Origin of the sequence: Paraburkholderia sp. BCC1885, assembly GCF_900996235.1 — a bacterium.
Taxonomy (GTDB): Bacteria; Pseudomonadota; Gammaproteobacteria; order Burkholderiales; family Burkholderiaceae; genus Paraburkholderia.
The window spans coordinates 143,966-156,272 of record NZ_CAAJGM010000219.1 but is presented as its reverse complement, the minus strand read 5'-3'; the positions used below and the strand labels follow the sequence as shown (position 1 = coordinate 156,272).

At 64.5% G+C, this 12,307-nt stretch carries 11 protein-coding genes; 2 read left to right on the top strand and 9 right to left on the bottom strand.

Annotated features, from left to right (window positions below):
• Positions 1 to 2: 2 nt before the first annotated feature.
• The 5 genes from FQ755_RS25285 to FQ755_RS25265 all read right to left on the bottom strand — a co-directional run bounded on the left by FQ755_RS25285 (position 3) and on the right by FQ755_RS25265 (position 5,230).
• Positions 3 to 1,010, bottom strand: coding sequence for an ABC transporter ATP-binding protein (locus FQ755_RS25285; protein ID WP_144157743.1), 1,008 nt, complete (start codon positions 1,008 to 1,010; stop codon positions 3 to 5).
• A gap of 1 nt (position 1,011) precedes the next feature.
• On the bottom strand, positions 1,012 to 1,917 hold the full coding sequence (locus FQ755_RS25280; protein ID WP_144157742.1) for an ABC transporter permease: 906 nt from the start codon (positions 1,915 to 1,917) through the stop codon (positions 1,012 to 1,014).
• Between the two features lie 30 nt (positions 1,918 to 1,947).
• Positions 1,948 to 2,886, bottom strand: coding sequence for an ABC transporter permease subunit (locus FQ755_RS25275; RefSeq protein WP_144157741.1), 939 nt, complete (start codon positions 2,884 to 2,886; stop codon positions 1,948 to 1,950).
• A gap of 59 nt (positions 2,887 to 2,945) precedes the next feature.
• Positions 2,946 to 4,562 (bottom strand): ABC transporter substrate-binding protein, encoded by a 1,617-nt coding sequence (locus FQ755_RS25270; protein WP_144157740.1) that lies wholly within the window; start codon positions 4,560 to 4,562, stop codon positions 2,946 to 2,948.
• Positions 4,563 to 4,771: 209 nt separating this feature from the next.
• Positions 4,772 to 5,230, bottom strand: a complete 459-nt coding sequence (locus FQ755_RS25265) for an Lrp/AsnC family transcriptional regulator (protein ID WP_144157922.1) — start codon at positions 5,228 to 5,230, stop codon at positions 4,772 to 4,774.
• Positions 5,231 to 5,520: 290 nt separating this feature from the next.
• Between FQ755_RS25265 and FQ755_RS25260 the strand changes: the two genes are divergently transcribed.
• Complete coding sequence (locus FQ755_RS25260; RefSeq protein WP_144157739.1) at positions 5,521 to 6,597, top strand: Leu/Phe/Val dehydrogenase; 1,077 nt, start codon at positions 5,521 to 5,523, stop codon at positions 6,595 to 6,597.
• Here FQ755_RS25260 and FQ755_RS25255 read toward each other — a convergent pair.
• Positions 6,594 to 7,397 carry a DUF4239 domain-containing protein gene (locus tag FQ755_RS25255; RefSeq protein ID WP_144157738.1) on the bottom strand — a complete coding sequence of 268 codons (804 nt, stop codon included), beginning with the start codon at positions 7,395 to 7,397 and terminating at the stop codon, positions 6,594 to 6,596. The two genes, FQ755_RS25260 and FQ755_RS25255, sit on opposite strands and share 4 nt — an antisense overlap.
• 248 nt (positions 7,398 to 7,645) lie before the next feature.
• Here FQ755_RS25255 and FQ755_RS25250 point away from each other — a divergent pair, with 248 nt between their 5' ends.
• The gene (locus FQ755_RS25250; RefSeq protein WP_144157737.1) at positions 7,646 to 9,280 is read left to right on the top strand and encodes a methyl-accepting chemotaxis protein; all 1,635 of its coding nucleotides are present in this window, start codon (positions 7,646 to 7,648) and stop codon (positions 9,278 to 9,280) included.
• A 36-nt stretch (positions 9,281 to 9,316) separates the two neighbouring features.
• Here FQ755_RS25250 and FQ755_RS25245 read toward each other — a convergent pair whose 3' ends face one another.
• Genes FQ755_RS25245 through FQ755_RS25235 form a run of 3 tightly spaced genes read right to left on the bottom strand, consistent with a single transcriptional unit; the run spans position 9,317 to position 12,307 of the window.
• Positions 9,317 to 10,126, bottom strand: coding sequence for a c-type cytochrome (locus tag FQ755_RS25245; RefSeq protein WP_144157736.1), 810 nt, complete (start codon positions 10,124 to 10,126; stop codon positions 9,317 to 9,319).
• Positions 10,123 to 11,748 (bottom strand): b(o/a)3-type cytochrome-c oxidase subunit 1, encoded by a 1,626-nt coding sequence (locus tag FQ755_RS25240; RefSeq protein WP_144157735.1) that lies wholly within the window; start codon positions 11,746 to 11,748, stop codon positions 10,123 to 10,125. Before FQ755_RS25240 ends, FQ755_RS25245 begins: the two co-directional genes overlap by 4 nt.
• Positions 11,735 to 12,307: a cytochrome C oxidase subunit II gene (locus tag FQ755_RS25235; RefSeq protein WP_144157734.1), complete on the bottom strand. Its 573-nt coding sequence runs from the start codon at positions 12,305 to 12,307 to the stop codon at positions 11,735 to 11,737. Before FQ755_RS25235 ends, FQ755_RS25240 begins: the two co-directional genes overlap by 14 nt.

The following is a 12,307-nucleotide window of genomic DNA, read 5'->3' as shown; positions in this document are numbered from 1 at the left end:
GCTCACCGCACCACCTCCATCATCTCGCCGACTGGCCGCAGGCAGGCGCGCCAGCCGTCCGGCACGCCGGCAATTGCTTCGAGTTCCGGCCGCGTGCTGCGGCAGTGGTCTTGCGCCAGCGCGCAGCGCGGCGCGAACGCGCAGCCTTCGATCGCCTCGCCGGGCGCGGGCGGGTTGCCCGCAATCGTGCGCAGCGGTGCGTCGATGTCATGCGTGCCGTCGCCGTCGTCGATGCGCGGCAGCGCGTCGAGCAGTCCGCGCGTGTACGGATGAGTCGGGTTCTCGAACAGCGCCTGGGCGCTCGCGCGCTCCACGGTGCGGCCCGCGTACATCACCATCACGTCGTCGGCGAGCCCGGCTACCACGCCCATGTCGTGAGTGATCAGGATGATCGCCGTGCCGAGGTCGCGATTCAGTTCGCGCAGCAGTTCGATGATCTGCGCCTGCACGGTGACATCGAGCGCGGTGGTCGGTTCGTCGGCAATCAGGATTTCGGGTTGGGTCAGGAGCGCCGTGGCGATCGTCACCCGCTGACGCATGCCGCCGGAGAATTCGTGAGGATACCGATCGATCCGCCGGGCGGCGTCCGGAATCCACACCCGCTGCAATGCCTCGATGGCTTTCTGGCGCGCCTCGCGCCGCGACACGCCACGGTGCATCTGCAAGGCTTCGGTCATTTGCCGCTCGACCGTCAGGAACGGATTGAGCGAGGTCATCGGATCCTGGAACACCATGCCGATGCGGTCGCCGCGAATCTGGTTCAGTTCACGCTGGCTCAGCGCCAGCAGATTGCGGCCGCCGTAAAGCGCCTCGCCGGAGGTCTTGCCGTTGCCGGGCAGCAGGCCGAGCAGCGCCATCACCGTTTGACTTTTACCCGAGCCCGATTCGCCGACGATGCCGAGCGTCTTGCCCTTTTCCAGCGTGAACGACACGCGCTGCACCGCATCCACGGGCGAGGCGTCGCGCCGGCTGAAGCGCACGCCGAGGTTTTTTACTTCAAGCAACGCCATCTCACCGCTCCTTGGTATCGAGCGCGTCGCGCAGCCCGTCGCCGACAAAGTTCACGCAGTACAGCGTGACGCAAAGCATGATGGCCGGGCACAGCAGCAGCCACGGCATCGACTCCAGTTTTTGCGCGCCGTCGTTGATCAGCACGCCCCAGCTCGTCATGGGTTCCTGCACGCCCAGGCCGAGAAACGACAGCACCGATTCGGTCAGCACGATGCCCGGCACCGTGACCGTCGCATACACCACCACCACGCCGAGCAGGTTCGGCACGATGTGACGCAGGATGATCCCCGGCGTGCTGACACCGGTCGCGCGCGCCGCGTCGATGAATTCGCGCGTGCGCAGCGACAGCGTCTGGCCGCGCACCACGCGCGCCATGTCGAGCCACGAGAACGCGCTGATCGTCAGCACCACCAGGTAGAAGTCGCGGCCGAGCAGCGTCATCATGAGAATGGCGATCAGCATGTAGGGAATCGCATACATCATGTCGACAATGCGCATCATCACCGCGTCGGTGCGTCCACCCATGTAGCCGGCCGTGGCGCCCCACGCGACGCCGATCAAGCCGGACACCAGCGTGCCCAGCAGCCCGACCTCGAGCGACACGCGGCCGCCCGCGAGCGTGCGCACCAGCAGGTCGCGGCCCAGTTCGTCGGTGCCGAACCAGTGCTGGCCCAGCAGCGTGGGCGGGATGCTGATGGCTTCCCAGTCGTTGGCGGCAGGGTCGTTGGATAAGAACAGCGGCCCCGCGAAACAGGCAACGATGATGAGCCCGAGAATCACAAGGCTCGCAAGCGCGGCGCGGTTGCGCAAGAAGTGCCGGAACGCGAGCGAGAGCGGACTGCGCGAGCGCGGCGCGGCGCCCGCTTTGACAGCGGACGCATTGGCGGCGGAAGGTGAGGTGTTCATGTCGGTGTCGTGATTGGCGAGGTTCGATGATCAGTAGCGGATGCGCGGATCGAGCCACGCGTAAGCCAGATCGACGAGCAGGTTGAACAGGACGGCCACGACGGTCGTGAGCACCACGAGTCCGAGCACCAGCGTGTAATCGCGGTTGATGGCGCCGTCCACCACCAGTTGGCCGAGGCCCGGCAGCGCGAACACCGATTCGGTGACCACGGCGGCCGTGATCGACGAAATGCAGATCGAGCCGAGCAGCGAGACCACCGGCATCAACGCGGGTTTGAGGGCGTGGCGCAGCACGATCACATGGCCGGGCATGCCCTTGGCGCGCGCCGTGCGGATGAAGTTGCCCGACAGCACTTCGATCATGCTGCCGCGCATGACCCGCGCAATCGACGAGACGTTGATGATCACCAGCAGCGCCATCGGCAGCACCCGATAACGCCAGCCGCCGTCGCCCCAACCGCCGGCGGGCAGCCAGCCGTGACCGTCGGAGCGTTTCAGCAGAATCGCGAAGACCCACACCAGAATCGGACCGAGCACGAACGGCGGAATCACGTTGCCGAGATTGCCGAGCAGCATCACGATGCGATCGGTGATGCCGTCGCGTCTCACGGCGGCTGCAATGCCGAGCAACACGCCGAGCACCAGCGCGATCGGCACCGAGAGGCCGCCTACGCCGAGACTCACCGGCAGCGCCTTGCCGACCAGATCGTTGACGGACCAGTCGACGTAGCGGATCGACGGTCCGAGATCGCCGTGCAGCAAGGCGTCCAGATAGAGCAGGTACTGCTTCCACAGCGGCTGGTCGAGGTGATACTTGGCGTTCAGATTGGCAAGCGCGGCAGCGGACAGATGCTTGTCCGTATCGAATGGTCCGCCCGGTGTTGCGTGCAGCATCAGGTAGCACACCGTGATCACGGCAAGAACAGTCGGAATGACCCACAGGGTGCGGCGCAGCGCGTAGGCGAGCATGGCGGATCCCGTTACTTCGTTAGTCGGTGGTCGAGGTTCGGTGACGCTTCAATCACGCGTCAGTGGGCCAGCAGGTACATGTCCTGCGAGGCGCGCTGATCGACGTAATTGGTGGCCTCGTAGCCGGCCACATAGGGCTTCACGAGCCGGTCGGCCGAATATTGGAACATGGGGATGAGGGGCGTTTCGCTCATCGCCAGATCATGCGCCTGGGTGAGCAGGGCGGTGCGTTTCGCGTCGTCGAGTTGCGCGTTGGCCTGGTTGACCAGCGCGTCGACCTTCGGGTCGCAGAACTGCTGATCGTTCTGCAGGCTGCCGCAGCGCAACTGGTCGAAGTACGACATGGCGTCGTTATAGTCGACGAACCAGCCGTCGCGCGATGCCTGGATCTTGCCGGCATGACGCTCGCTCAGCAGCACCTTGTATTCGACGTTTTCCAGCTTCACGTTCACGCCGAGCTTGGTGCGCCATTGGGCGGTGGTGAAGAGCGCCACCTTCTTGTGCAGGTCGTTGGTGTTGTAGGTCAGCGTGAAGGTGAGCGGCTTCGCATCCGAATAACCGGCTGCTTTCATCAGGTCGCGCGCGTAGTCGACCCGCTTGTTCATCGGCCAGCTTGCCCAGTCGGGTGTGTAGACGGCGGCGCCCTTGGTGCCTTTGGAGATCAGGCCGTACATCGGCAGCTCGCCGGCTTGCGCGAGCTTCGAGGTGAGCAGGTCGCGGTCGATCACCATGGAGAGCGCCTGGCGCACGCGCGGGTCGCGGAAGGCTGGGTCGGTGTCGTTCAGGCTATAAAAGTAGGTGGCGATCTGCACGCCGGTCTGCAATTCCTTGCCGAACTGCCTGCTCACCTGGGCATAGATGCCCGAGGGGATCGAGTAGGTGTAGTCGATCTGGCCGGACTGATACATGCGCATGGCCGTTTCGTCGCTTTCCACCGGCACGTAGGTGACCTGGGTGATCACCACTTGCGGCGCGTTCCAGTACTTCGGATTCTTGACCAGCACGATGCGGTTGTTCGGCTCCCAGACGGTCAGCATGTAGGGGCCATTGCTCACCAGGTTGCCCGGACGCGTCCAGCTGTCGCCGGATTTCGCCACCACCGCCTTGTTCACCGGCGCCATGGTCGGCATGGCGGTCAGTTCGGGAAAGAAGGCGGCCGGCACTTCGGTCTTCACCTCCAGCGTATACGGATCGATCGCCCGCGCGCCGAGCGACGTGAGCGGCGCCTTGCCCGCGAGAATCGCCTTCGCGTTCTTCACGAATTCCACGAGGATCGTGTATTTCGAGCCCGTCTTCGGATCGAGCACGCGTTGCCACGAGTAGATGAAGTCGGCGGCCGTTACCGGCTCGCCGTTGCTCCACTTCGCATCGTGACGCAGCTTGAACAGCCAGGTGTCGGGTGCGGTGCGCGTCCACGACAGCGCGACGCCCGGCACCACCGCGCCCGACGGGCCGATGCGCGTAAGCCCTTCGAACAGATCGAGGCCGATGGTGTTGCCGGTCCACGATTCGATGTGCGCGGGGTCGAGCGATTCGACTTCGGTCGGCACCTGCCGCGTGAATTCCTGCCTGGCGGCGAGAGACGTGCCGGGCGGCACCGTGACCGCCGACGCGATGCCGGCAAAAGTGAGCGAGAGCGCCGAGAGCACCGCGGTGAAGGAATGCGACAGTTTCATGGCCTGTTTAGGAAGAAGAGGTTCAAGGGGACGCGTCGACCGTATTCAGCGGGCATCGAAAGCCGCGTGGTCGAAAAGGTATCGCGCTTATAACACGCCGAAACTGTTCGCGTTTTTGGAAACATCAAAACTAGAGCCGATGGTCTAGCGCGTCCGGGTGCAACCGTTGCAGCCGCGTGCCTGGGACCTTTCAGCGCGCCTTCGGACATTCAGGGCTCAACCGAAATAGAGCGTTTCAGGCAACGCAGCGCGAAGATCGAGCGGCTGTTCTGAAAGCCCGGCAGCCGGTACAGCTTGCGGCGCAGGAACGACTCGTAGCCTTCGGTGCCCGCCACCGCCACCTTGATCAGATAGTCGTACTCGCCCGAGACGAGAAACGCCTCGACCACTTCCGGCAGATCCGCGAGCGCCTCGCCGAAGCGCTCCAGCGTGCGCTCGTCGTGCTTGTCGAGCGTCACTTCGATGATCACGGTGTCGGGCAGGCCGAGCGCTTTCTGGTTGAGCAGCGCCGCATAGCCTTCGATCACGCCGGCCTCTTCGAGCGCGCGCACGCGGTTCCAGCAAGGCGTCGCCGACAGGCCGACGCGTTCGGCCAGCTTCGCGTTCGACAGGCGGCCATCGCTGCGCAGTTCGCGCAGGATTCGCTGGTCGATGGCGTCGAGCTTCATGTCGTCCTCCAATGGACTCGCCCCGCGCACGGCATGCGGGGAGACGAATTGTCTTCGATTGTGAGATTTGATGGTCATTGCTTCTGCTGCGCTTGGCATGATGCCAGATAAACAGAAGAAATTCCCGGAATTGGCCGCCTAAACTCTTGCGACCGGGGCATCGCGAATCCGCAATCCGCACGCCCCGCCCGTACTCCGCATGCGGCCGCGATCCGGCCCGCATGCGGCGAGGCGCGAGGCCATGGCTTCGCGCGGATGCTGAACTCTCCGCCCACAAGGAAGGAATACTGATGGACCGACTGACGACCACCGCCGCCGGCACGCTTTTCGGGCTGCATGGCGAACCCGCTCACGAGCGCATCGTGCTTGCCACCGACGCCGCTTCCGGCCTGCAGGCCATTGTTGCCGTCTACAGCACGGCGCGCGGCCCCGCGTTCGGCGGCTGCCGCTTCTGGCAATACGCCTCCGACCACGAGGCGTATAACGACGCCCTGCGTTTGTCGCAAGGCATGGCATTCAAGAACGCGCTCGCCGACCTGCCGTTCGGCGGCGGCAAGGCGGTGATCCTGCGCCGCCCGGACGTCTCTGACCGCGCCGCGCTGTTCAAGGCGTTCGGCCGGCTGGTGCAGTCGCTGGAAGGCATTTACATCACGGCTGAAGACGTCGGCACGACCGCCGACGATATGCGCGCCGTGCAAAGCGAAACCGGCTACGTGAGCGGCATTCCGCGCGCCAACGATGTGTACGGCGGCAATCCTTCGCCACGCACGGCCTATGGCGTATTCGTCGGCCTGCTGGCCGCCGTGGAAGCGGCGCTGGGACGTAAGTCGCTCGACGGCGTGTCGGTCGCGGTGCAGGGGCTTGGCTCGGTTGGCTGGGATCTCAGCGAGCGTCTGCATCAGGCGGGTGCGCAACTGATCGTATCGGACATCGACGCCGCCAAAACCGCGCTCGCGCAGGCGCGCTTCAATGCGCGCGTGGTGGCGACCAGCGAGATCACCGGCGTCGAAGCCGACGTCTTTGCGCCGTGCGCGCTGGGCGGCTCGATCACGGAATCGGTGGCGGCGCAGTGCCGCTTCAAGGTGGTGGCGGGCGGCGCAAACAACCAGTTGCTGTCGCTGGCCGAAGGCGACGTCCTGCATCAGCGCGGCATTTTCTATGCGCCGGATTTTCTTGTGAACGCGGGCGGCATCATCAGTTGCGTGCGCGAATACGAAGGCTCGGGCGAAGAGCAGGCGGTGCTCGCGGAAGTCGCGCAGATCGGTCCGCGCGTCTTCGAACTCGCGGAGCGCGTGAAGGCGACCGGCATCGCGCCGGCGCGTGCGGCGGTGACCTGGGCGCGCGAAAAGATGGCGGCGCGCGCTTAACGGTTCAGATGGTCTAATGCATCGCGCATCGGCTGACTCGAAATAACGATCGGCCCGGTGAACGGCGTATCCAGATCGACGATCACGTACACGGCCGAGGCAATGGACAAGGCCCCGAGCGTGATCGTCACCAGCGCCAGCGCATTGCGCGGCGCGATCAGCCCGAAGCTCAGAAAGATGATGAAGAGCCAGAACGTCAGCGTCTTGAAGAACGGCTGGGAGATCGTGCTGTGCGCTTCTTCTATCAGCTTCCAGCGCGCCTCCACGACAGTTTCGAATTGCTGCATGCCCTGATCCAGCAGCCGCTGGTGAAAAGTATCCGGCGCGGATAGCCGCCGTAGTTTCTCGCCGGCCAGATTGAGCATGTCGCCGAGCCGGCTGTCTTCCAGTTTGTCCGCGTGGTTCTCCGGCGGCAGGTCGCGCGGATAGTAGTCGCCACCGGGGTGCGGCTCGCCGGGCCAGGTGCTGGCAATCGCCGCCGCCGTGTAAGCGCGCAGCAACTGACGCACTTCGTCGGCATTCGCGCCGTATTGGCGCAAGGTGGCATTGAGCTGGATCAGGTCGGCGGAATAGGTGCGAAAGTCGTTGCCAACCGTGTCGAAGCCGGACTTGGCGGACGCCGTCATCAGCCCCAGCACGAGGGCCGCGAAGGTGACGAGCATGCCGATCACTAACTGAATGAGCTGAACCGTTTCGTGAGCCTTGTGTTCTTCAGGCAGCAACGGTTTGACCAGCACACCCGTCGCAGTGCCAATCAAAAGCAGTGCGAACACCAGCAAGGCCGATCCAATCTCGTACATGGTGCGCGACTCCGCAGGAGGCCGGTCTCCAATTTATTCGCATTTACGTTGTCTGCGGCAAAACAATGTAAGGCGATTTGTCTGATCAAACCATAAAGTTTTTTGCAAATCGGCCGTTGACCATTCAGTGTGGCGTTCGCTTAAATTTTAATCAAAGTTGCGGACCTGGCCAAAGGGCTTGGGCGCAGCATGCCTGACCGGACCTTCTCGCTGATCGCCGGTCAAGCCGCCCCAATGGAGACTTGCCCATGTTGAACAAGCTGTCGATCCGCGCCTGTCTAACCCTGATGATCGCCTTCTTCGGCATCGTCTTGCTGATCGGGGCGGCGGCCGGCCTGCTCTCGTTGCGAGCCGGTAACGACTCGCTACAGCAGATGTACACCGTGGATACGCCGGCGGTCGCCGATCTCGAAGGCAGCGCCGGCCAGTTGCTGCGCCTGCGTCTCGCGCTTGCCACTTACGCGTCGCTCGTCGACCTCAACGATCAGGATGGCGCCGCCGCGGTTCTGCAACGCTTCGACCAGTATCTGAAGATCTCGAACGACCGCCTTGCCCACTATATGAGCCGCGCTGGTTCGGACAACGAAGAACAGCGCCTCATCAAGGACATGCAGGACAAGCGCGACACCTTCCTGCACGAAGGCGTCGAGCCGGCGATGGCCGCGTTGAAATCCGGCGACAAGCCAGGCTTCCAGCAACTGCAGGCGCACAAACTTCCCGCCCTTTATAGCGCCTACGAAAAAGCCATGCTGACGCTCGAGCAACTGCAAATGAGCCATGGCGCGCAACGCTATCAGGATGCGCAGGACCGGTTCTACGCGATCAGCGTGGCGGTGGCGGTGGGCATGGTGCTGGCGCTGGTGTTCTCGTGGCTTGGCCGCATGGTGCTGGTGCGGGCGATCGTGCATCCGGTGGATGCGACCATCGGGCAGTTCGAACGCATCGCGAATGGCGACCTGACCGGCCATGTCGACGTGACGAGCAATAACGAAATGGGCAAGCTTGCCACCGCGCTGCGCAAAATGCAGGATTCTCTGATCACGACGGTCAACGCGGTTCGTCAGGGTACCGAATCGATCGACACGGGCGTCAGCGAGATCGCCGCCGGCAATACCGATCTGTCGCAACGTACCGAAGAGCAGGCCGCCTCGCTCGAAGAGACCGCGGCCAGCATCGAAGAGCTCACCTCTACCGTCAAGCAGACCGCCGAGAACGCAAAGCAGGCGAGTTCGCTCGCGCAAGGCGCCTCGAGCCTTGCGGCGCAGGGCGGTGAGCTGACCCAGCAGGTGGTAGGCACGATGAATCACATGGTCGACGACTCGCGGCGGATCGCGGACATCGTCGGGGTGATCGAAGGCATCGCGTTCCAGACCAATATTCTCGCGCTCAATGCTGCGGTCGAAGCGGCCCGCGCGGGCGAGCAGGGCCGCGGCTTTGCCGTGGTGGCGAGCGAAGTGCGCTCGCTTGCGCAGCGTAGCGCGGCCGCCGCCAAGGAGATCAAGACGCTGATCGACGACTCGAATTCGCGCGTGCAGACCGGCGCGCAACTGGTCGAACGGTCCGGTGCGACGATGACGGAGATCGTCAACGCCATTGCGCGCGTCAGCGCCATCATGGGCGAGATTGCGGCTGCCGCGACGGAGCAGAGCAGCGGCATCGATCAGGTGAACCTGGCCGTCGCGCAGATGGACGAAGTCACGCAGCAAAACGCGGCGCTGGTCGAACAGGCGGCGGCTGCGGCCGGCTCGCTGGAAGATCAGGCGCGCCGTCTGACGGCCGCTGTCGCGGTGTTCCGCACCGATGCGTCGGCGGCGCAGCGGGCGGTGCGGCCGGCGGGCAATCCGCGCGCGGGGGCGCGGCGCGTCGAGCCGGTTGCGGCCTGACCGGCGTCCTGAAGAGCTGTCTGAACGTTCTCGTTGTTAAGGCTGCGCCGCGTAGTATTTCGCGAGACCGTCGATCTCCTGCGGCGTCAGGTGCCGCGCCACGTTGCGCATTTGCTCGTTGATGTCGTTGTGGCGCTCGGCGCTGGCGAAGCGCTGCATTTGCGCAGCCAGATACACCGACGACTGACCGCCAAGCCACGGCGCCGCGCCCTTGCGGTCGAGCTGGCCATGACACGCGGCGCACGGTGCGATGTTGCGGATCGGGTCGCCCTGCATCGCCAGCTTCACCGCATTGGCATCCTGTTCCGTGCTGGCGGCAGCCGGCTCTGCCGGCGCCGCGCGCTGCAGCGAGGCGTAGTACGCGGCCAGATCGTGCAGGTCTTCGTCGCTGCGGTTGTGGATGATCGGCTGCATGACGGCGTTGGCGCGCAGCCCGCTCTGATAGTCGCGCAATTCCTTGTAGATCACATCCGCATATTGACCGGCCAGCGCCGGCGCCGTCACCTGCACGGTGCCGAGCACGCCGTGGCACATCGAACAGTTCTGCGTGGCGAGGGTCGCGCCGCGGCCGATGGCTGCCGCATCGGCGCTCACATGCTGCGGCGGCAGCACGACCACGTCGCTCGGCGCCGGGCCCGCGACGTTCGCGCCGCCGCCGTACCAGCTCGACGGTGTCCCGGCCGCGCTGCAGATGGTGGCCCACAGGCCGCGTCCGCTGAAATCGCCATTGGCCGACGGCAGCCAGATGAAGCCGACCAGAATCGATATCACCACCAGCGCGAGCGTGCCGCCCACGCTCCTCACGAACCATGGGTTGCGCAGGCTGAAGACGCGTTCCTGGTTCATCGCTGGGCTCCGACGACGACCGCGGGCACGGAGGTTTGCTGCAGCCGCAGCAACTGCAGGATCGGCACGCTGTAGTTGACGACGGTGAGTGCGACCATCAGCGAGACCCACAGCCCGAAGCTGTTCAATGCGGCAGGTAGGCGATCCACCGGATGAGTGGCGAGACTGAAGCGGAATTCTCGAGGCTGCGCAAGCGGCCCGAATTGCGACTTCGCCAGAATGTAGATGAACAGCACGCCGGAGATCACCAGCACGAAGCCGCCAAGCGCCGACATCGCCACCCAGATGGCCTGCTCCTGGAGGCCGGGCGCGCTGTAGTCGTAATAGGCCATCCGGCGCGGCGCGCCGAGCAGGCCCACGTAGTGCCACGGCAGCGTCACCACCATCATGCCGACAAACCACAGCCACAACTGGGTGCGCACAAGAGCCATGGAACAGAGCGCGCGTCCGGTCAGTTGCGGCCAGAGTTCATAGGCGATGGCGAAGTACATGATGACGACCGCGCCGCCGAAAATCAGATGGAAATGGCCGGTGACCCACTGCGTGTTGTGGATCGTGGAATTCATCTGATAGCTCATGTTGATGAGGCCGCCCGCGCCGCCGAGCCCCAGCATGACGAACGAAAACGCCAGCACCAGCATCATCGGATTGCGCCACGGCAGCGCGGTGAGCCAGCCGAACGCGCCGGTGCCGCCGCGCAGGCGTCCGGCGATTTCCACCGAAGCGCAGATCGTGAACACCGTGAGCAGCGTCGGCACCGTCACCATGCCGGTGAAGACCGCGTGCAGGAACTTGAAGCCCGCGCCGACCTGCGGATCGGCAAACAGATGGTGAATGCCGATCGGCATGGCGAAAATCAGAAACAGGATGAACGACACCCGCGCCATCGAATCGCTATAGAGACGCCCGCCTATCGCGCCCGGCACGATCGTGTAGTAAGCGATATACGCCGGAATCAGCCAGAAGTAGACGATGGCGTGCAGGGTCCACGAGAACAGCACGCGCGAGAGGCCGGCATCGATGGTGGTCTTCCAGCCAAACGCAACCGGCAAAATCTGCAGCAGGATTTCCAGCGCCGCGCCGATCGCCGTCCACGCCCACAGGTAGGCGCCCGCCACATTGGCGAACATCGCGAGCGGCACGGGCTGGTCCGGATTGGCGCGCTTCCAGACACGCAGGTTCACGTGCATCAGCGCGACCCAGATCCATGAGCCCACTACCACCAGCACCACGCCCAAGTAATACAACGGACTCCCGATCATCGGCGGATAGAAGGTGAACAGCACCGAGGCCCGGCCCATCGACACCGGCACCATCGCCACCACCGCGCCGACCGCCAGAACGAAGAACGCAGCCCACGCCCATCTGAGTCCGACCAGCGGCTGGCGCAGCGCGAGTTCGACGATTGCGTAGCCGAAGCCCATCGCGACGAGGGTCGGCAGCACGTAGGCCATCACCGTGCCGTGCGCGGTGACGGAGCGGTAATAGAGCTCGGGGTCGCCCACCCACGGCAGAAGCGGACTTCGCACCAGCATCTGCCACGAGCCGAGAAAGAGCGCCAGCAAAAACGCAATGAAGGCGAGCCAGAAATGCGCGAGAACGAGTCGCTTAGCGAGAAACACAGCTCAGTCTCCTTGATTGTCGTGCCTGCTCGAAGAACGTGGCCTTGTCGATTACCTTCACGTGCGCCCACATGGTCTGATGGCCGAAGCCGCAGAACTCGTGGCAGGGCATCAGGTGGTCGCCCGGATGATCGAAGCTCGTCGCCAGCGTCGAGATATAGCCGGGTACGACCATCGTGTTGATGTTGGTGTCGGTGACCAGCAGGCCATGCACGACGTCCGCGCTGGTGGTGCGAAAAGTGATGGGTGTGCCGGCCGGAACCAGCAGGCATTGCGGCGTGAACGAATACTGCTGCGCGATGAAGCGCACCACCACCGAGCCGTCCGCTTCGACCGCCGAGCCCAGGTTGTCTTCGACGAATTCGCCGGATAACTGCAGGCGCGTCGGATCGACGGTCTCGACGCGCGACGGCGGCATCATGGCCCAGTGCAGGCCCGAAAACACGATGATCACCATCATCAGCAGGATCAGCGCCGAGGCGAAGATCGCCCAGCGCCGTTCGGCGCGCAGGGCGACCGAGTGGCCGCCGCCAGAGTGGTCAGGAGTGGGTGTCGCCAT